Source organism: Streptomyces sp. NPDC013317 (assembly GCF_055563155.1).
The window spans coordinates 291,528-311,277 of sequence record NZ_JBVHDX010000003.1 but is presented as its reverse complement, the minus strand read 5'-3'; the positions used below and the strand labels follow the sequence as shown (position 1 = coordinate 311,277).

The 19,750-nt window shown below is 70.7% G+C and carries 12 protein-coding genes; 6 read left to right on the top strand and 6 right to left on the bottom strand.

Going from position 1 to position 19,750, the window contains the following annotated elements; all coding sequences use genetic code 11:
- Positions 1-358 precede the first annotated feature (358 nt).
- Together ppk2 and map are read right to left on the bottom strand one after the other, a co-directional pair.
- Positions 359-1,417 (bottom strand): polyphosphate kinase 2, encoded by a 1,059-nt coding sequence (gene ppk2, locus ACZ3IJ_RS10285; protein WP_467467662.1) that lies wholly within the window; start codon positions 1,415-1,417, stop codon positions 359-361.
- 244 nt (positions 1,418-1,661) lie between these two features.
- Positions 1,662-2,438 carry a type I methionyl aminopeptidase gene (gene map, locus ACZ3IJ_RS10280; RefSeq protein WP_467467244.1) on the bottom strand — a complete coding sequence of 259 codons (777 nt, stop codon included), beginning with the start codon at positions 2,436-2,438 and terminating at the stop codon, positions 1,662-1,664.
- Between the two features lie 133 nt (positions 2,439-2,571).
- Between map and ACZ3IJ_RS10275 the strand changes: the two genes are divergently transcribed.
- On the top strand, positions 2,572-3,423 hold the full coding sequence (locus ACZ3IJ_RS10275) for a LysR family transcriptional regulator (RefSeq protein WP_467467243.1): 852 nt from the start codon (positions 2,572-2,574) through the stop codon (positions 3,421-3,423).
- A 144-nt stretch (positions 3,424-3,567) separates the two neighbouring features.
- On the opposite strand, the gene ACZ3IJ_RS10270 is transcribed toward ACZ3IJ_RS10275, so the two are convergent.
- The 4 genes from ACZ3IJ_RS10270 to ACZ3IJ_RS10255 all read right to left on the bottom strand — a co-directional run bounded on the left by ACZ3IJ_RS10270 (position 3,568) and on the right by ACZ3IJ_RS10255 (position 10,875).
- A complete protein-coding gene (locus ACZ3IJ_RS10270) occupies positions 3,568-3,930 on the bottom strand; it encodes a DoxX family protein (RefSeq protein WP_467467242.1) in 363 nt (120 codons plus the stop codon).
- A gap of 525 nt (positions 3,931-4,455) precedes the next feature.
- Entirely contained in the window at positions 4,456-7,485 is a 3,030-nt protein-coding gene (locus ACZ3IJ_RS10265; RefSeq protein WP_467467241.1) for a hypothetical protein, read from the bottom strand.
- Entirely contained in the window at positions 7,486-9,360 is a 1,875-nt protein-coding gene (locus ACZ3IJ_RS10260; RefSeq protein ID WP_467467240.1) for an HSP90 family protein, read from the bottom strand. It abuts the gene before it with no gap.
- Positions 9,361-9,897: 537 nt separating this feature from the next.
- Complete coding sequence (locus ACZ3IJ_RS10255; protein ID WP_467467239.1) at positions 9,898-10,875, bottom strand: hypothetical protein; 978 nt, start codon at positions 10,873-10,875, stop codon at positions 9,898-9,900.
- A 328-nt stretch (positions 10,876-11,203) separates the two neighbouring features.
- Between ACZ3IJ_RS10255 and ACZ3IJ_RS10250 the strand changes: the two genes are divergently transcribed.
- The 5 genes from ACZ3IJ_RS10250 (at position 11,204) to ACZ3IJ_RS10230 (ending at position 19,743) form a co-directional block, all read left to right on the top strand.
- Positions 11,204-12,316, top strand: coding sequence for a hypothetical protein (locus ACZ3IJ_RS10250; RefSeq protein WP_467467238.1), 1,113 nt, complete (start codon positions 11,204-11,206; stop codon positions 12,314-12,316).
- A gap of 241 nt (positions 12,317-12,557) precedes the next feature.
- The gene (locus tag ACZ3IJ_RS10245; protein WP_467467237.1) at positions 12,558-14,075 is read left to right on the top strand and encodes an aminotransferase class III-fold pyridoxal phosphate-dependent enzyme; all 1,518 of its coding nucleotides are present in this window, start codon (positions 12,558-12,560) and stop codon (positions 14,073-14,075) included.
- Positions 14,065-16,731: a phytanoyl-CoA dioxygenase family protein gene (locus ACZ3IJ_RS10240; RefSeq protein ID WP_467467236.1), complete on the top strand. Its 2,667-nt coding sequence runs from the start codon at positions 14,065-14,067 to the stop codon at positions 16,729-16,731. Before ACZ3IJ_RS10245 ends, ACZ3IJ_RS10240 begins: the two co-directional genes overlap by 11 nt.
- Positions 16,724-18,262: an aminotransferase class III-fold pyridoxal phosphate-dependent enzyme gene (locus tag ACZ3IJ_RS10235; RefSeq protein WP_467467235.1), complete on the top strand. Its 1,539-nt coding sequence runs from the start codon at positions 16,724-16,726 to the stop codon at positions 18,260-18,262. The genes ACZ3IJ_RS10240 and ACZ3IJ_RS10235 overlap by 8 nt, the downstream gene beginning before the upstream one ends.
- Complete coding sequence (locus tag ACZ3IJ_RS10230) at positions 18,259-19,743, top strand: aminotransferase class III-fold pyridoxal phosphate-dependent enzyme (protein WP_467467234.1); 1,485 nt, start codon at positions 18,259-18,261, stop codon at positions 19,741-19,743. Before ACZ3IJ_RS10235 ends, ACZ3IJ_RS10230 begins: the two co-directional genes overlap by 4 nt.
- The last annotated feature ends 7 nt before the right edge of the window (positions 19,744-19,750 follow it).

Here is a 19,750-nt window from a genome sequence, read left to right as displayed (position 1 = left end):
CGTGAGCTGGGCTGATCGGCGGGTCGGTCGCCGGGGAGTGTGCGCCGCCACCGACTAGTTCGCGCTTATGCCGCATGTCGAACGGCGCAATCGGACGGTGTCACCCGCACGTGTCTGCATCCGCGTCCGCGGCCCCCCGGAGACATCTCGATTGCACGCCACGTCGGCGATCCCCGACGCTCCGGATGCTTTCCGGGGACCGCTTCCGCGACAGGCAGTCATGTGTGCCGCGAAAGCGGGTGAATCCAAGGGGCGGAGCCGTGGCCTGACCCGGGCGCCGGGGATTCAGGTGGAAAGGGCGTGAGCGGAGACACACCGCCGCGGAAGAGCCGCGCTCCGTGCCTGCCCGTCGGCCTGGTCAGGGAGAGGTTCGATCGGAGGGATCGCGCTCCTGTGGAGCAGGGGAGGGATCGCCCTCCTGCGCAGAAGGGTCGGAAGCCGAGGGGCCGGTGGCCGGGGAAGGGTGGTGACCGGGGCCGACGGTCACACCGGCCAGGGGCGTGGGGGAAAGGCCGGCAGGGTCCTCACCGGCTTCGAGGAGGGTGGCGGCGGCCCCTGCGATCAAGGGGTCCGGGCGGCCGACCGCCGCCTCGTCCTTCTTGGCGTAGTCGATCCGCCACAGCAGGCTGCGCATCGCTTCCAGGCGTGCACGTCGCTTGTCGTTGCTCTTCACCACGGTCCAGGGCGCATGGGCGGTGTCGGTGGCACGGAACATGTCCACCTTGGCGGTGGTGTAGGCGTCCCACAGGTCCAGCGAAGCCAGGTCGGTGGGTGAGAGTTTCCACTGGCGCACGGGATCGACCTGGCGGATGGCGAAACGGGTGCGCTGCTCGGCCCGGGATACGGAGAACCAGAACTTGACCAGCAGGATGCCGTCCTCGATGAGCATCGCCTCGAAGGCCGGACATTGGGTGAGGAAGAGCCTGTACTGGTCGTCGGTGCAGAAGCCCATGACCTTCTCCACACCCGCGCGGTTGTACCAGGAGCGGTCGAAGAAGACGATCTCCCCGGGGCCGGGCAGGTGGGCGACATAGCGCTGGAAGTACCACTGGCCCGTCTCCCGCTCGCTCGGCTTGTCGAGGGCGACGATGCGGGCGCCGCGGGGGTTGAGGCGTTCGGTGAAGCGCTGGATCGTGCCGCCCTTGCCCGCGGCGTCACGGCCTTCGCAGATCACGACGAGCCGTGCTCCGGTGTCCTTGGCCCAGCGCTGGAGTTTCAGCAGCTCGATCTGGAGGATCCGCTTGGCCCGCTCGTACTCGGCCCGCCGGATCTTGCGGTCATAGGGGTAGTTCTCCCGCCAGGTGCGGATGGGCTTTCCGGCCCCGTCCAGCAGCACCGGCTGCTCGGGTCGGCTCGCGTCCACGCTCAGGCCCGCGAGCAACGCCTCCTGCGGTTCTGGCCCGCGCCGTCCCTCCATGCTCACGCAGGTCGTATACCCCGTCTCGTCCGTCACTATCGTCCCAGCGCCCCCCGGGGGTCACATCGCTCCGGCTGGGCGGTTCGGCGCGGACACGCGGGCGGCGACCCGTCGCACCGCCGTCCGCACGGAAGCCGCCGCACGGAAGCTCAGGCGTTGGACGGACGACGTGGTCCTGTTGTGGAACAGCCGAGGGGGTGTGCCGCGCCCCGGACTGCCCGGAGCCCTGAGGTATCCCCTGCGGCTACGCCGGCGTCGGCAGCGTGAGGATCTCGGCTCCCGCGTCGGTGATGGCGATCGTGTGTTCGCTGTGTGCCGTCCGGCAGCCCGTCGCGCTGCGGAGCGTCCAGCCGTCCGCGTCGATGACGAGGTCGGCGGTGTCGGCCATGACCCACGGCTCCAGCGCCAGCAGCAGTCCGGGGCGGAGCTTGTAGCCGCGGCCCGGTCGCCCGGTGTTCGCGACGTGCGGGTCCTGGTGCATGGTCGACCCGATGCCGTGGCCCCCGAATTCAGTGTTGATCTTGTATCCGGCCTGACCGAGGACGGTGCCGATGGCGTGGGAGATGTCGCCGACGCGGGCTCCGGGGCCGGCGGCGGCGATCCCTGCGGCCAGTGCGCGTTCGGTCACCTTGATCATCTCGATGCTCTCCTCGGGCCTCGCGTCGCCGACGAGGAAGCTGATGGCGGCGTCGGCCGCGACTCCGCGCTTGGAGACGGCGAGGTCGAGCGTGAGCAGGTCGCCGTCGGCGAGGGCGTAGTCGTGGGGGCGGCCGTGGAGTACCGCGTCGTTGACGGCTGTGCAGACGTAGTGCCCGAACGGGCCGCGGCCGAAGGACGGCGCGTAGTCGACGTAGCAGGACGAGGCTCCTGCCTCGGTGATCATGGTCTTGGTCCACCGGTCGATGTCCAGGAGGTTCGTGCCGACCGTGCTCCGCTCCTTCAGTGTCTGCAGGATGTCTGCGACCAGGACGCCCGTGTCTCGTGCCCGGGCCAGCAGGGCAGGGTTCAGAATCTCGATCATGTGCCGCTCTCCTCGTGGAGTCCCATCTCGATGCCGGTAAAACTATACCGGTATTTGAATGGGTGGATGCCCGGCCGCCGGCGTGACCCTCGCACCGGCCCGGGCTGATACCGAACGGGTATCGTCAGCGGTCATGGAGCTGCGCACCCTTCGCTACTTCGTGGCCGTGGCCGAGGAACTCCACTTCGGTCGCGCCGCGGCACGGCTGCACATGAGCCAGCCTCCGCTGAGCCGGGCGATCAAGCAGCTGGAGGCCGACCTCGGTGCCTCGCTGCTCGAACGCTCCCCCGCGGGAGTCACGCTCACCCCACCCGGCGCGACGCTCCTCAACGAGGCGAGAGCCCTGCTCGACCGGGCCGATCAGGTGCGGGCGCGGGTCGCCGCGGCCGCCGGGGCATCCGTCCTCACGGTCGGCATGCTCGGTGACGGCACCGACCAGGGTGCCCAGAGGCTGGCCGTCGCGTACCGGCGCCGCCACCCGGACGTCGAGGTCCGCATCCGCGAGACCGACCTCACCGACCCGACCTGCGGACTGCGCGCCGGACTGGTCGACGTCGCCCTGACCCGGGCACCGTTCGACGAGACCGGCCTGGCCGTGTGCGAATTGCGCGCCGACCCGGTGGGCGCGGTGCTCCGTGCCGACGACCCGCTGGCCGGCCACGACCATCTCGAACTGGCCGACCTGGCGGGGCGGGACTGGTTCCAGTTCCCCGACGGCACGGACCCGCTCTGGCGGTCGTACTGGAACGGCGGTGAACCGCGCCGGGGTCCCGTCGTCCGGGGCGTTGCGGAGTGCGTGCAGGCCGTGCTGTGGAACGGCACCGTAGGCATGGCACCGCTGGGGCACGACTTGTCCGAGGAACTGGCCGTCGTCCCGCTGACCGACATGGCGCCGAGCCGCGTGGTGGTGGCGTGGGACGAGCGCCGTACGAGCCCACTGCTCCAGTCGTTCGTACGCATCGCCACGGCCGCCTACCGCTCCTGACGCGGTGAAGATGCCCCTCGGCCGGTCCGCCTCACGGTCGACCGGCTGGGCAGTTCCTTACGGACACGTCAGCGCGCACAGCTCGGCGGTCCAGAGCCCGCGGACCTCTGCCGGGGCTGGGTGGGCACCCTTCGCCGCACGGTGTCACAGCCACGTCGTGGCCAGTCCGCCGATGACGGCCGCTGCGAGCAGGAGTGTGACGTTGAGGGCGATCCGACGGTCACCGCGGTGCAGGTGGACCCCGGTCGCGCCGATCTGCAGGCCGACGAATCCGAGGGCCGCGGCCAGGGCGAGCCAGGGCGCGACGCCGGTCAGCGGCGGCAGGACCAGACCGAGCGCGCCGAGCACCTCGATCACGCCGATGCCCCGGACAACCGGCATGGGAGTACGGTCCATCCACGCCATCATCGGCAGAAGCCGTTCCCGGCTCCACACCACCTTCACCCCGCCCCCGTAGAGATAGAAGAGGGCGAGCAGGCCGGCCACGGTCCAGTAGGCGACGTTCACGCTTCCCCTCCACCGCAGGCCCGGGCGAATCCGGAGGCGGCGAACGCGGGTGGGCCACTCGCCCTGCCGACCGTGTGCCGAACGCCCGGCGGTACCGCCCGGACCGTCAGCGCCCTCCCGACATCGCCGACCTTCCCGGTCGCGGATCCCGCCGCCCTCGAAGGGGCCGGAAGCCCGTTACCGCCCGCTCCGCCCGCTCCGGCCGCCGACGCGACGCAGACCGTCGTCAGCCCGCTGTTCTTCCGTTCGTCATTCATGTCTCGATTCCACTGCGGTGGAAGGGCCGGGTCCAAGACCGATTCCGAGGCCTCGATGCCGTACGGGTATCACCCCTGATCACGGAGGCTCACGCGCCGCCTCTCGATCAAGCTCCACCTCATCGGCGGGCGGGAGCCGACGTCGGTCGTCACGATCCCGGAGGCTGGTCCGCCAGGGCCCTCTGTCCCGGACCCCGCACGGATTCGCCGGCGGCGGCGCCCCGGCCTCCGGACCGGTGCGCCGCCCCCTTCGTCGTCCTGCCGTCACTCAGCGCGTGCGGAGGTCCTGGCGGAGGGTGTCCAGGACGTGGGCCGCCTCGGGGTGGCCCGCCTGTCGGCAGCGGGCCGAGGCAGCTGTCAGGCGGATGACGGCGTCGGCGGCGCGGTCGAGGCCGTTGCCTTCGATCAGGGCCGCGAGGCGGACCGCCTCGGCACGGGGGAGTTCGCCCCGTTCGCCGCCCTCCTCGTGTGCGGCGATGGCGGCCTCGGCCTCCGGGAGGGCCTCGTCGAAGCGCCCCGCCTCGGAGAGGATCCGGGCACGGCGGTAGTGGTTCTCGCCTCGTTCGTACCAGACCGCGAAGTCCTGCTCGCCGGAGGGCAGGTCGGCGAGGACGGCGTCGGCGCGGGCCAGGTGCTCCAACGCCGCCTCGGTGTCCTCGCCGTCGCGGGTCTGGAGGGTGAGGCGGGCGAACTCCCGCATCATCAGGGTGACGAGCGGAGGGTTCGGGGCCTCGGCGTGGGCGACGAGGGCGCGGTCGTACGCCGTGTCCGCCGCCTCCCAGCGCTCGGCGAGGGCAAGGGTGGTCGCCGCTTCGGCCGCCACCAGCGTGAGGACTCCGCCACGGTCCTCCTCGGACCAGCCCGCGACGGTGTCGGCGAGGCGGAGCAGCTCCTCGGCCGCCGGGAGGTACTCCTCCAGGTCGCGCAGGCCGCGTCCGAGGGTCAGGCGCCCCTGGGCCAGCATGCGTTCGTCGACGGTGGGCGGCACGTCGGTGAGGGCGGACTCCAGCACCGCGACGGCGTCGTCCGGCCGGCCGGACCGGGCAAGGACGTCGGCGAGCTGGAGGCGCGCCTCGACGGCACCGCCGGGGTCGTCCTCCTGGTCGAAACGGGCGGCGGCCTCCGAGAGGTGGCGTACGGCTCCCTTGACGTCGTCGAGGTGTGTGGCGGCGTGGCCGAGCAGCAGGTACGCCGGGCCGAGCCGGAAGGTGGGGTCGTCATGGGCGACGGCATCGGCGATCGCGGAGTGGATCAGGTCCGTCGCCTCCTCGGGCCGGTCCTGGGTGAGGAGCAGCTGCGCGAGATGGACGGACGGGCGCGGCCGGCGCCAGGGCCGGCCGGCGGACTCGATCTCCTGGAGGGCGGTGCGGAGTTCCCGTTCGGCGTCGGCGAGGGAGCCACGGCGGGCCAGCAGGTCGGCGCGGAACTGACGTGCGGTGGCGGCCTGCTGGGGCTGGCCGAGGCGGGACGCCTCGGAGCAGAGGGTGTCGACGCTCCTCTCGAACCGCTCGGTGATGCTCTCGATGCCGTCCGTCGCCTCCGGTGCCTCCTGGTCCTCCGCAGTACGGCCCAGCGCGGCGTGCAGCTCCTGGTGTGCGGCGAAGGCCACCGAATAGTGGAGGGAGAGGTACGCGAGGACGCGTTCGGCGCGCAGGTCGGTGCCGAAGGCGGCCTCGGCCTCCCCGAGGGGCTCGGCGTCGAAGGGCGTCGAGGCGACCAGCTTCTCCGCCTCGCGGAGCATGTCGTCGAGGGCGGTCCGGATCTCGACGAGGTCAGGGGCGGCCCCGTCACCGTCGCGGGAGCCCGGGGCGGCCGTCCACGCGCGCGAACGGGCCTTGGCGGCGAGCGCGTGCCAGGGCATGTCCAGCCGCTCGAAGTGCCGCACGGCCGTGTCCAGTTCGGCGGCCCCACTCACGTGGCGATCCTTGAACCAGAGCTGCGTTGCCCTGTGTTCGGCGAGCTCCGCGGCCAGGAGGTCTTCGGGGCCGAGAGTGGCGTCGTACGGCTCGGTGGCGTCGGCGAGCCGTTCGGCGACGCACGTCCACAGCCTGCTGTCGCCGGGGTGGCCCTCCCGTGCCAGGCGGCGGGCCTCGCGCACCAGGGCGGCGAAGTCGTCGGGGATTCCGATTCGTGCGGGGGCGGAGGCGGAGGCGGGAGTGGCGGGCGCGGCGCCGGCCGACGCGGTGCGGGCCGGCGTAGCGCGCAGACCGAGAGGCAGGGGCTCGTCGAGCAGCGGGGCCAGGGCGAGCCGGGCCCGTCGGCGGTCGCCGACGGCCGTGGTGCCGTTACGGGTGTCGAAGGCGGTGGCGAGGAGTTCGGCCTCTCGACGCACGTGCGTGAGGAGCTCGGCGGCGGTCCAGGCGCGGCCGGGCGGGCCGGCGACGGCGGTGTCGTCGTGGCCGGCCTCGACGAGCCGGGCGATGAGCACCTCCGCGCCGGTGAGGAAGCTCAGGTGGTCGAGCGGGGCGCCCTTCGCCTCGAAGAGGGGCCGGTTCTCCGCCAGGATCTCCAGGCCGCGGCCTTCGTTGCGGGAATGGGCGCAGAACTCGAGGTGGTAGCCGACCTCGGCCTGCGTGCCGGTGGTGCCGCGCACCTTTCGGTAGCCGGTGAGGTGGTGGGAGCGCGCCTCGTCGGTGCGTCCCGCGCGCAGCAGCGGGAGCAGCGCACGCGCCTGGCTCATCTGCGGCTCCTCGGTGCAGCCCTGCTCGCGGTCCAGGACCGGCCGCCAGATGTCGAGGGCTGCGGTGTCGTCGCCCCCGGAGAGGTGGTGCCAGGCGTGGTGCCGGGTCTCGCAGGCCTCGCAGTCGCTGAGGTCGGTCCGGGGGCGGGTGGCCCAGAGTTCGTACGCGTCGGCGACGCCGCTGCCGGTGTGCTGCGCGAGGTGGAAACGCATGGCCGCCACGGGCTGGACGGCGTGGTCGGCGGCCTCGTACCGGCTGCGCATCTGGTCGATCCAGCCGACGATCGACGCCAGGGGCACCTCGGGCACCTGCAACAGCGACGTGGTCACCCACTTGAAGCGCCAGAAGACCTGGTGGGCCTCGTAGGGGCTGAAGGACTCGGAGGCGCTGTCCCACAGCTTGAGGACGCGGGCGAAGACGACGGGCGACTTGCGGTGCTCGCCGGTGTACTCGTACGCCGTCATGAGCTCCAGGAGCGCGGTGACGAGTACGTCGGACTTCTCGAAGGCTTCGGCGGCCTCGACGAGTTCCTCCGCTGTGACGGTGCGCGCCAGTCCGTGGGGGCGCTCGTGGTTCTCGCGGAGCGCCTCGACGACCGCCTCGGGGGTGTCCAGCATTTACAGTTCCTTCCGGGGCTCGGAGCCGGGGGTCGCCTCGTCGGGCCGGTGCATGGCGTGGGTGAGCAGGCCGATGAAGGCCCGGTTGAGCAGGGCGCTCTCGCTGGCGCGCAGCGGACGTCGGCTGAGCAGCAGCGCCTGGCCGTACAGGGCTTCGGCGGTGGCGACCGCGAGTCCGTGCTCGTCGATGGTGAGGGCCTGACGGACCAGCGGGTTGAGGTGGTTCAGGACGAGCTGGGCGCGCGGGGTCTCCTCGCGGAGGGAGTTGAGGATGTCGCCCCACAGGCCGTCGCTGTCGGCGGCGAGGCTCGACCGCGTCCGTTCGTGCCGGGCGTCGCGGTTGTCGAGGAGCAGGGCGGGGGCGGTGACGGGCTGGAAGTCGCGCAGGACGACGTCGCAGTCGTGGACGCCGATCGTCTCGCGGGCGACCGCGAGGAACGCGGCGGCCCGCAGCTCGGCGCCGGGGGCGACCGCGTCGAGGTGCGCGGTGACGGTGGTCGGGTCGAGGTCGACGACCGTGGTGCCGGGCCTGACCTCGGGCAGCCGGTGGACGAGGTCGCGGTCGTACGTGTAGCCGCCGTTGACGACGCCGAGTCCGGCCGCCGAGGCGATCGGCGCGACCTGGCGGAACTCCTCGACGCTCCGGGTCACGAGGAGCGTGGGGTGCGTCCGGGCGAACTCCTCCAGGGTGACGTTGCCGTCGGTGGTCTCGAACGGCAGCCAGGGAAGCACCATGCGCAGCAGCTCGTCGTCGTGGCGGGCGAGCGCCTTGACCGCGAGGTGGTGGCTGTCGATGAAGCGGTGCAGGAGAGCGGGGTCACGAGCGGCGAGTCCGGTGATCCACTCGCGGATCCGGTCACCGAGGGCATCCCGCACGGCGGACAGCGTGCCGTCCTCGTACAGCGACTCGCGGGAGGCGGTCGGCCGCAGGCTGGTGGTGTCGACGACACAGCGGACGAAGAACGCCCAGTCGGGGAGCAGTTCGGGAGCCTGGTCGGTGAGGAGCATGCCCTTGAGGTGGACGCGGTGCCCTGCGCGCTCGGCCGGGCTGACCGCCGTCGGCAGGACGTAGGCGACACCGCGCAGGCCGGCGGCCGGCAGGTCCAGCTCGATGGTGTCGAGCGGGGCGAAGTCGAAGAGCTCGCGGCAGTACGCGGTGTACGCCTCCCGCTTGGCGAGCGGGGAGCGATGCGTCCGCTCCCACGGCGGCGCGGCGTTGATCCGATGGCTCTCGCCACGCGTGTCGACGACGGTGACGTCGTGGCGCAGGAGTCCGCCGTAGTGCCGGGCGAGGGAGATGACCCGCTGGGGAGTGGTCCATTCGGCGTTGTCGGCGCGCGGGACGAGCGTCACGGTGGTGCCGGGCTCGGGAAGCGTCGCGGACGGCAGGGTGCGGATGGTGTAGCGGCCGTCGGAGTGGCCCCGCCATTCGACCGTGGGCGCGCCCGGGTCGGCGGCGGACCGGCTCAGCACGGTGATCTCGTCGGCGACGACGAAGCAGGCGAGCAGGCCGATGCCGAACTGGCCGATGAACTCGCCGCGTGCCGCGTCGAGTCCCGCGCCGTCGAGCGCGCCGTCGACGGTCCGCTTGGAGCTGCGTCCGATGGTGGCGAGGAACCGGTGCACGTCGGCCTCGGACAGGCCGATGCCGGTGTCCGTGATGGTCAGCGTCTCCCCGGTGCGCACGGTGATCGCGCCGACGGCGTCGGGAGTGAGGGCCTGTCGGGCCGTGATGGCGTCCACCGCGTTCTGCAGCAGCTCGCGGAGATAGACCCGTGGGCTGGAGTAGAGGTGGTGGGAGAGCAGGTCGACCAGGCCGCGCAGATCCACTTGGAAGGTGTGGGCGGTCGGGGAGGTCTCGGGAGTCTGGAACACCTGGGGCGGTCCTTCGGTGCGTGCCCGCCGCTCGGTGGCGCGGCGGGGGGTGATCGGGTGTGTCGTACGGGTGGGTTGGGGCGGCGGGCCGGGCTTGCGGGGTGGGGCGGGCGGTCGCGGTGACCGGATGCTGCGTGCGTCAGGAGACGCTGTCCCGGACGGCCGGGCAGAACGGCGCACGGAGGGGGCGCGGCCGACCTGGGTTCTGCAGGCGGGGGCTGTCGTGGGCCCGCGCTGCGGGCGGTGTGCGTCCGGGCTGTGAACGGCTGGGGAATCGGGCTTCGCAAGGCCTGGGATGCAGACCGTGGGTGAGCTCGCGCCCGCCTGGTGCGCGGCCCGGGACACGGCTGGTGCACCGCACGGAGCGCCGAATCCGACGGCGGGCGTGGCGAGGGCCGTCGGAGGACCCCCGGGCGCCGCCGGGGCGGCGGGCCGTGGGTGAGGAGGCTCTGCTCCCGCACCCGGCTTCCTCCGGTCCCCGACCGGCCCGTGCCCGACCGGCCCGTGCCCGACCGGCCCGTGCCCGTCCCGCTCCGGTCAGCCTCCGCTGTAGGCGCGGTACCTCTTGTACGCCTTGGCCGGGTCGGAGCCGTCGATGTAGTACCAGGGAAACTCGGTGACCCGCCCCTCCGTGGCCCGGAAGCACTCGCGCGCGGAGGCGACGTCGCCCGCCAGCGAGAACGCCATGGCGAAGGTGTTGTAGACCTGGAGCCAGCCGCGTCCCCGTACGAAGTCCGGATGCCGGATCGAGTGGTCGGCTGCCTCGTTCAGCGAGGCGACCACCTCGTGGCGCGTGATGTAGCGGCCGTCGGCGCCGGAGTCGAGGGCCAGCCAGTGCTCCAGGTGCGCGACCGCGACGAGCTGGCCGAGGAGCGTTCCGCCGGGCGCCGCGGAGACCGACGCGCGAGCGAACGAGTGCATCTCCTCGTGGGAGCCGCTCCACTTCTCACAGACCTGCTGCAACCGCTGCAGGTGTGCGCCCAGGTGGTGCCGGTCGCGGCGTACGGTCGCCTCGAAGCGACGCCGTGCCACGTCCCGCTCGACCTGGAGCCCCCGTCCGGTGACCTGGAGGCCGTACCAGGGGGAGGTCCAGCCGGGTTCGCGCTCGGCGACCTCGTAGAGCCAGGTCTCGGCCGTGGCCAGCCGGTCGTGGAAGAGCTGGAACTGCTCGCGGGACACGTCTGAGGCACGGGCGCCCGTCCGGGCCTCCCAGGCCCAGCTGATGTGGCGAACGGCAGCCACCAGCCGCGGCAGTGGGGCCTGGGGGTCCGCCGCCACGACGTCCGCCATCCACCGTTCCGTGCCGGCGACATCGCCGACGGCCCACAGGAGGCCCGTCCGGTCCTCGCTCTCGGGCCGTGCGTCGAGCACGTCCCGTACGGTCGTCCAGTCCGCCGCCTCGGCGGCCACGCGGACGCGCCGGGCGTCCGGATCGCCGGAGTCCTTGTCGACGTGCGCGACGGGCCTGCCCGTCCATCGCCCCAGCGTGTTCCCCAAGTCCCGGAGCAACGCCATATCCCCACCCCTTGCAGTAGCGCACAGGTGGTTGATGATCGCCCCACCCGTGGGTGTAGTGACTATCACGCGCGACCGACAATCGCACACCTGTATCGAGGCGATGACGGGTGCGCTCGAGTGCGGCACCATCCGGCTGCCCGCGAGTCGGGTCCCAACGGTCCGCGAACCGTGGACGGAGCGATGCGCGGGGTTGGGTGGGCCCTCGCTCACGGTCACCGCACGCTCGGCGGCCGAGGAGGTCAGCCCGCCTCCTGGACTCTGACCTCGCCTTTTCATTGGCCTGAACTATTGCGGAGAGTGATCGGTTCAGGAATGATCTCCCGCCGTGACACTCCTTCTCGGCGCCGTGCTCGCGGTGCTCCTCGTCGGGCTCTACCGCGTCCTGGTCAGCCCCCATCGCGCCAACACCTGGGTCGCGGAGCACTTCGTCGCCACCGACTTCGGGCTTCCGCCCCGCGAGACACTCGACTCCCGACGCCCCGGCCCGCCGCCGGCGGCGCACCGCCAGGAGGAGCGGCAGGCCGTGGCGGACGCGGCCTGGCAGGGGAACTGGAAGACCGCCGCGCGCTACGTCGGCGAGGCGGGCGAGGATTGGGACGAGCGCTGGGCCCGGCTCGAGCTTCTCCAGCATGTCGCCGAGGAGGACTCCGCCTGGCTCGACGCCTGGCGCGGCGCCGAGCCGGACAACTGCGACGCCGCGACGCTCAACGCGAGCCTGATGGTCCACCGCGCGTGGGCGATCCGGGGCAGCGGGTACGCCCACGAGGTCATGACCTCGAACATGGAACGCTTCAAGGCACTGCTCCCGGCGGCGATCGAGGAGGCGCGCAAGGCGGCACTGCTCGACCCCGCGAACCCGGGCCCGTGGGTCGTCATGATCACGGCGGCACGGGGTGCCCAGTACGGTCGTGCGCAGTTCAGGCCGCTCTGGGACGGGCTCGTCGCCCGCGCGCCGCACCACTACGAAGGACACTGGCAGGCTCTCCAGTACTGGTGCGCCAAGTGGTTCGGCAGCGACCGGCGCATGATGCGGTTCGCCCGTCAGGCGGTCCGCAAGGCCCCGGTCGGCAGCCCGCTCGCCGGGATCTACCTCCACGCGCTCGATGAACTCACCGAGCGGTCCTCCTTCGAGTCCGTGCCCGTCACTCCGTGGTCCAGGAACATGCTCAAGCGAGTCGCCGTCTCGTTCGACCAGGTCGCGCCCGACGACGAGCGTCTGCCGCTCCTGCGGCACCTCCTGGCCCACCGCATGCTGAGGTCGATGCTGTACGCGGACGCCCTGGAGCAGTTCCGCCAGATCGGACCGTGGTGCGGAGCCCCGCCCTGGCGGAAGGACGGCAACGCGGTCGTGGCCTTCGAGAACGCTCGCGGAACCGCCGCGAAACTCTCCCGCACCCGCCCCACGCCGGCACCCCGGACCCACGGCATCGTCCGTTGACCACAGGCACCGCTCCGCGGACGGCACGCGCAGCCTCCCTTTCCGCTCGACCTCATCGCGCCCCCTGACGGCAGCGAAACCAGGGGCACGGACTCCACGTCGCGTCCATGTCCTTGGCCACCTGGCGCGGCGGCGCATCCGGGAGCTCTGCGGTGAGGGTGGTTTGTCCCGGATATCCGGTGGTGTGCCTGACCGATCGGAGACCTGTTCAGCATGGGAAGGCCGCAGTACGCTCGCCCCCGTGGCTAAAGGGGATGGGCTGACATCGTCCGAGAGCGTCGACTGTGCAGAACGATTCCACCTGGAGGACCTGACACACGTCCGCGCCCTTCTGTCCGACTTCGACGGCACGTGTCTGGATTCGGACCGGCCCAGGTCGGCCTTCGGGCCGCTGGAGCAACTCGCAAGCAACAGCGCGCTGTTCACGACCGGATCTGCTCCACGGGACATCTGGGCCCACTCCGGTCTGGGAGCGACGGTGGACGCGACCGTGGTGGCCACGGACACTCCGCTCACCCTCATCGACCTGTGCTCCATGACCGCGAACACGATCCTGGGGATCAACGACCCGTGGGTCAGGCTGAAGCAGGCGTCGTTCCTGATCTCGTCCCAGCCGCACTACTTGACCGCTCGGCTGGGGCACGACCTGACGTACCGGATAGCGCGGCGGATCCTCGGCTGCTTCCAGGACGATGACGGTCCCGACGACTACGTGGTCAACTTACGGCAGTGCAATGGCTCCGACGCCGTCGAGCTCGCTCTCCACGCCGCTTGGAAGGCCGCTGAGCCGACTCCCGAACGCCGCAGGCTGGCGACCTTCCGTGGCTCGTACCACGGAGAGAGTCTGACCGCGAACTGGGTGAGCGAGCACCAGCCCGGTCGCCTGCTGGCCGACGCGCCCGACAACGTGGTCTTCTTCCCCGCCCCGGAAACGGACGACGACCAGGAGCTGAGCGCGAGCGCCCTGTCGACCCTCGAAACCCTCGAACGGGACGGCGACTCCTACTTCGCCGTGATCATCGAGCCGATCCAGTGGCGCAACTCGGTGCACACGGTGCCGCTGGAGTTTCTTCGCCGATTACGGGATGTGTGTACGCGGAAGTCGGTCTGCCTCATCTTCGACGAGATGCAGAACGCGTTCGGATACACCGGTTCCATCAGCTATGCGCGGACCTCAGGCGTCAGCCCCGACATCAGTGCGATCAGCAAGGCTCTGACCTCGGGGCACGGTTCGCTCGCCATCATCGTCGCGCGGCGCAGGTACCGGGAGACAGAGAGCCCGTTCGGTGCCAAGTCCAACTCCGGCAACATGCTGGCGCTCGTGGCTGTCGACGCCGTTCTGGATCGGCTCTTGGGAGTGGAGCGGGCGGAGGGGGAAATGCTGCCCGCCTGGCTCCCGTCGGGGCTGGCGGCCGAGCTGCGGGACGGCCTGCTCGCGTCCGCGTACCCGCGCGCCGTCGCCCTCGTCGACGAGCTGCTCGCCGAGCTCCGCCGGCGCTTCCCGACACTCATCGGTGCACCCCGGGGCGTGGGGCTCGTGCGGGGCCTCGTGCTGCTGGACGCGGACGGTCAGCCGTCCACGCGTCTCGCTGTGGCGGCAGCCAAGGTCTGTCTGGCGCACGGGGTGTACGTCCGTCAGGCCGATACCGCCGTTCTGCTCAAGCCTTGCATCGTGTTGAACCCCGCGGAGACAGCGGTCGCTCTGGATGCACTCACGAAGACGTTCGACGACGTCCTGCGGCTTCGTGATGGGCGCTGACGGAGAGGAGCGGTCTGATCACTTCGACCCGGTGATCGGCGCTCCGGCGCACACGGCGAAGACGCTGACGGTGAACTGTCTGGACCAGGTGCGCATCTGGATCAGCTCCGACGGTCTCCCGGCGAAGCACCGGGCCCGGCTCACTCGTCTGCGCGCCATGAACGGCGGCGGTCGCATTCTGCTCATCGTCGCCGGTTCGGTTCTCGAGCCGGCCGCCGCGAAGGAGGTGTTCGACTTCGCGAGTCGGCTCGACATCCACGTGCGCGACGTGAGCACGATCCCGGCCGCCGACGCGGACGAGCGCCTCATTCTCGAGCACATTCACGCCGAGATCGATGCGCACTTCTTCAGGCCCGAGGAGGCCAAGGGCAATCTTTCCGTGGTGTCGGACTACGCGCGCCTGCTCAGCTTCGTGATCGAACGGGGCCTGTGCACCGACATGGACGTCGAGTTCACGAGCTCCCTGGTCCCGGCCGCGGCGAGTACCCCCTGCCCGTTGGGGATCCTCGCGAGATTCAAGGACAACGGCTGTCTCAGCAATGACGTGACGGCAGGCATCCCCTCGTCGGAACCGTTTCGGGCAGCCAGACGCAAGATCGCCGCCCTCGTGACCGGCTACCGCGAGGCTGCGTGCCGTTTCCTGGCTGCCGTCCACGGCGACTCCGTCGACCCCAGCGTGGTCAGCGACCATCCGCGCTTCTTCCAGCTGCGCAATCTCCGACACGACTCGGCGTTGACGGGAACGGCGCGGTTCAGCCTCGCCGGGGGACCCGACAACCTCGCGATCGCGTTCCACGAGGCGGGGCTCTTCTGCGGATACGAGCGCGGAGTCGAGCGTGGAGTCGAGGCGGGCGAGCTCACCTCCGACCACGTGCCGCACGCTCTGGTGACAGGCGCGTCCGCCACCGGCCTCGCCTACGAGCCGTTCGACTTCGGGCCGCCGCCGACCGCTTGCGTCCGGGCGGAACAACGAGCGCAGCTGTGGCCCGACGTCCTGCCGGAGGCCATCTGCCACTGGGACCACAGTTGGATCACCGACCACCACGACTGGCAGGCGCTGACCTACCGCGAGCGGTTGCTGCTCGCCACCCTGGACGGAGACGCCTGGCGCCGTGACGAGGCCGTGTCGATCGCCGAGCGCCGTGCGCCGGCCCGCTGCCTCGTCGACCCGCCGGACAACGCCGCTCCCGAACCCGTGGTGCGTGAGGGGGGACCGGTGCTGTCCATCCTGGCGCACGAGCAGACGCCCGTGCGGCGGGGTGTTCGCAGCGCCTCGACCGGAGAGTCGACGCGAAGGCGACACGGGGTCTCCGAGGAGAGCGCATTCCGGGACAACGGAATCGCCGCGGTCGGCGGTCTCGTCGACGACGCCATGCTCCTCGGACTGCGTGAGCGCTTCGAAGCCGAGATCGGCAAGAAGGGCAGAACGACGTCCCTGCAACAGCTCTCGTTCAACCTCGCAGTCGACGAATGCGCCCGTAGCACCGTCGAGATGATCAGAGACCTCGCCGGCATCCCCGCCCTGACGGAGATCCTGGACCGGTACTTCGACGGCCCGTCACGGTTCGTGTCGGCACGGGGATACCGGCAAGGCCCGTGCAAGCCGCTCAGATACCGCGCATGGGACTACCACCAGGACATGAAGACCAAGGGGCCGTTCGAAGAGGTGAAGGTCATGGTCCTGCTGACGGACGTGACACCCGACGGTCAGGCCCTGCGCTACGCCTGCGGCAGCCAGAAGGTCGAGTGGAACTTCGCAACGCAACGAGAGACGAAGTTCACGCTCGACGAAGCACTCCGGTGCGGGAACGGCGATCTGTTCCTCGGCTACGGAGCGTCCGGGACCTGCGTCCTGTTCGACACGAACGGTGTTCACTCAGGGCACCGAAACCTCTCGCAGACCCGCGATGTGCTCACCCTCAACTTCGCGCGCGAGTCCGCGGAGACCTTCTACATGTTCTCCGACCCGATCCTGGTCGGATCGGCCCCCACCGATGTCACTGCCAGGCACGGGGGCCGATCCCCCACCTGGCGCACTGCGGTGGAGAACGAGGATCGCCTGGCCGCGATGTGCGCCGAGTACAGGTCGACTCCCGACCTGTCCGCCACGAGACTCCGGTGGACCGGCGATGCGCTGGACCTGGTCGACATCATGGCAGCGGATCTCAACGCGGACCTCGACCTGCGGCTGTCCGCCCGGTTCGAGGACGACCGCGGTCGCGACATCGCCCTGGTGAGAATCCGGGATGCAGCCCTGGACGACGAGCAGTACGCCGAAGCCGCGGCACGCCTTCATGGGGTGGCGGGGACCGGACCGTGTCTCTGGAGGAACAGCGATCCGCCGGCCGCTGCGGGTGAGCTGGCCGAACGCGCGCGGGATGCTCTGTCCTCCCACGCGCGGGGAGAAGCGGCGGCGAACTGCTCCGCCCTGCTCGGCGACCTCCGCGACGCACTCGGGCGCTGCGAGGGAGCTCAGCGCCTCCGTACCACCGCGGCCTACCTGTACTTCACGTGCGCGTCTGCTCATCGACTGCTGGTGGCGCACGGGGGTGACGGCTTGGAGCAGGAGTGCCGGCAACTTCTGGACCTGTTCGCACACATGGTGGCTGCGGACACCTTCACAGAGACAGGGGAGGCGATCCGATCAGATGCGTGATCCGCACGCGGGGGAGGAGCACGTTGCCCTCGACAACGCGCCGTTCCACCTCTCGAACGTCGAGTCGATCCGTCAGGTCGTCACCGAGTTCGAAGGCGGTTACCTGGACCCCCGACGCCGCCTGACCGTGCTCACACCTCAGGAGCACCTGGACGACAACGCCAGACTCTTCACCGCGGGAGGCTCACTCGCGCGCGGGTTCTGGGCGGACACAGCCCTCGGCTCGCGGATCCAGGGCACGTCGGCCGAGACCGCGACACCCCTCGAGATGGTTGATCTCTGCTCGATGACCTGCAACACGGTCCTGGGCGTCAATGATCCGTGGGTGAAGCTCAGGCAGGCTGCCTTCCTGCTCTCCTCGCAGCCCCACTACCTCCCGGCCCGGATCGGAAGCGACCTCTTCTACCGTGTCGCCCATCGCATCCTGGGCCGGCTGAGTCGCTTCGGGCCGCCCGACGCCTTCGCGATCAACCTGCGCCAGTGCAACGGCTCGGACGCGGTGGAACTCGCGCTCCACGCCGCGTGGCTCGCGGCCCGCGGCGCTCCGCGCCGACGCAGACTCGCGACCTTCCAGGGCGGATACCACGGTGAGAGCGTGCTGGCCAGCCTCGTCTGCGAGGACGATCCCGGCTACGGTGCCGGGCGCGCGCTGGTCGATCGTGTCGACAACGTGGTGCACTTCCCTTCGCCCAGGAGCGGGGACGGCGGCCGCCTGAGTGCCGAGGCGCTCGCCACGCTCGACGCCCTGGAGCGTGATGGCGAGGAGTACTTCGCCGTGCTCATCGAGCCGATCCAGTGGCGCAACTCGGTGCACGCCGTACCGCTCGAGTTCCTCCGACGGCTGCGCGACGTGTGCACGCGGAAGTCGATCTGCCTGGTCTTCGACGAGGTGCAGAACGCGTTCGGCTACACAGGGACGGTCTTCTTCGCGGAGAGCAGCGATGTCTGCCCGGACATCGTGGCCACGGGCAAGGCGTTGACCTCGGGCCACGGCGCCCTGGCGATCGTCGTCGCCCGACGGGAATTCGCCGAGGTGGAGGCTCCGTTCGGAAGCAAGACCAACTCGGGGGACATGCTGTCCTTCGTCGCCGTCGACGCGGTGATGGACCGGCTCACGGGCATGCTCCCGGAGGAGTACGGCAAGCTGCCCACCTGGCTGCCGCCCGGGCTGGCCGGGGACCTGCGCGAGGGCCTTCTCGCGGTCACCTATCCCCGTGTGGTCGGGATGCTGGAGGACTTCCTGGCCGATCTGCAGGGCCGGTTCCCCTCGCTCGTCGGTCCCGTGAGCGGCGCCGGCCTGATGCGCGGTGTCGCCATGCTGGGGCGGGACGGTCGACCGTCCGGGGCGGTGGCCGGCAAAGTCTCCGACATCTGCCTGAAGCACGGCGTGTACGTCCGCCGAGCGGGCCACTGCGTCTACGTCAAGCCCAGCCTGTCGACGACCGAGGCGGATTTCGAGCTGGCCGGAGCCCGGTTGGCTGCCACCTTCGAGGACGTTCTGCACCGTACAGCTCGGGAGGAGGCGAAATGAGCGGTGACGCCGAGGACACGGAGCCCGCACTGGCCGACGTACAGGCCCTCAAGCCGTTGGTGACCGCGCTCCAGGGGACCGTACTCGACCCCACGCAGCCGCAGTACCGACGATCGGACGGACTTGCGTACGACCACGAACCCGACATGTTCACGCGTGGGTCGGCGCCGCGACCCCTGACCGCCGTGGCCGGCCGCGGAGCCACCCTCCGACTGTCCGACGGATCGGAGCTCATCGACCTGTGTGCGATGACCGAGAACACCGTGCTCGGTCTCAACGACCCCTGGGTGAAACTGCGTCAGGTCTCACACGTGCTGTCGGAACGCCCGCACTATGTGACCGTCCGCTTCGGGAACGATCTCTACTACCGGGTCGCGCACAGACTCTCGCGGCATTTCAACCAGACCGGTGGTGGCAGGGACTACGTCCTGAACATGCGCGAGTGCACGGGATCGGGTGCGGTCGAGTTGGGACTCCACGCCGCCTGGACGGCGGCGCGCAAGTCTCCCGGGCGCCGCAAGCTGGCCTCGTTCGTGGGCGCGTTCCACGGGTCGAATCTCGGTGGGATTCTCGCGAGCGACCACCAGCCCGAACGAGGCTCCGGCCGAGTCCTCCTGGACCGTGCCGACAACGTCGAGCAGTTCCCTGTCCCGGAAGCCGGTCCGGACGGACGGCTGAGTGCGGCCGCCCTGGAGACGCTGGCAGCCCTCGAGCGTGACGGTGAGCAGTACTTCGCCGTGATCATCGAACCTATCCCGTGGCGCAACGCTGTCCATGTGGTGCCGGTCGAATTTCTCCGGAGACTTCGCGAGATCTGTACCGCGCAATCGATCTGCCTCGTTTTCGACGAGGTGCAGAACGGTTTCGGATTCACCGGGACCATCTGGTACGGAGAGACAGCAGGTGTGCATCCTGACATCGCGGTGCTGGGCAAGGGGCTGACCTCCGGACACGGAACGCTGTCCATGATCGTCGCCGACCGGGCGTTCGGCACCGTCGAGTCGCCCTTCGGATTCAAGTCGAACTCGGCGAACATGCTCTCGCTCGTGGCGGTCGACGCGGTGCTCGACCGGCTGCTCGGAGTGGAAGGGCTGGATGCGGAGTCGCTCCCGGACTGGCTCCCCACCGGTCTGGAACAGGAGTTGCGCGAGGGCCTTCTTCCGAGCGCCTACGCCCATGCCGTCAGGATGATCGACGAGATGCTGACCGAGCTGCGTCGCCGCTTCCCCGCGATGGCGGGGCAGGTGCGGGGGCTCGGGCTGATGCGCGGGCTGGTGATGCTCGGCGCCGACGGGCTTCCGTCCTCGGCGGTCGCAGGCGAGGTGGCGAGAGTGGGCACCGGCCACGGTGTCCACGTCAGGCAGGCCGGCACCGCACTCTTCCTCAAGCCCTGTCTGGTCATCACCCAGGGGGAGGTCGACCGGGCGCTGACCGCGCTGACCAGGACGCTGGAGGCAGTGGCCGACTCGCGGGCCGGTTGAGAGCGGT

Excerpts from the sequence above, each read along its gene's own strand:
- ppk2 (WP_467467662.1), bottom strand. The coding sequence starts at position 1,417 with ATGGAGGGACGGCGCGGGCCAGAACCGCAGGAGGCGTTGCTCGCGGGC.
- map (WP_467467244.1), bottom strand. The coding sequence starts at position 2,438 with ATGATCGAGATTCTGAACCCTGCCCTGCTGGCCCGGGCACGAGACACG.
- ACZ3IJ_RS10275 (WP_467467243.1), top strand. The coding sequence starts at position 2,572 with ATGGAGCTGCGCACCCTTCGCTACTTCGTGGCCGTGGCCGAGGAACTC.
- ACZ3IJ_RS10265 (WP_467467241.1), bottom strand. The coding sequence starts at position 7,485 with ATGCTGGACACCCCCGAGGCGGTCGTCGAGGCGCTCCGCGAGAACCAC.
- ACZ3IJ_RS10255 (WP_467467239.1), bottom strand. The coding sequence starts at position 10,875 with ATGGCGTTGCTCCGGGACTTGGGGAACACGCTGGGGCGATGGACGGGC.
- ACZ3IJ_RS10240 (WP_467467236.1), top strand. The coding sequence starts at position 14,065 with ATGGGCGCTGACGGAGAGGAGCGGTCTGATCACTTCGACCCGGTGATC.
- ACZ3IJ_RS10235 (WP_467467235.1), top strand. The coding sequence starts at position 16,724 with ATGCGTGATCCGCACGCGGGGGAGGAGCACGTTGCCCTCGACAACGCG.
- ACZ3IJ_RS10230 (WP_467467234.1), top strand. The coding sequence starts at position 18,259 with ATGAGCGGTGACGCCGAGGACACGGAGCCCGCACTGGCCGACGTACAG.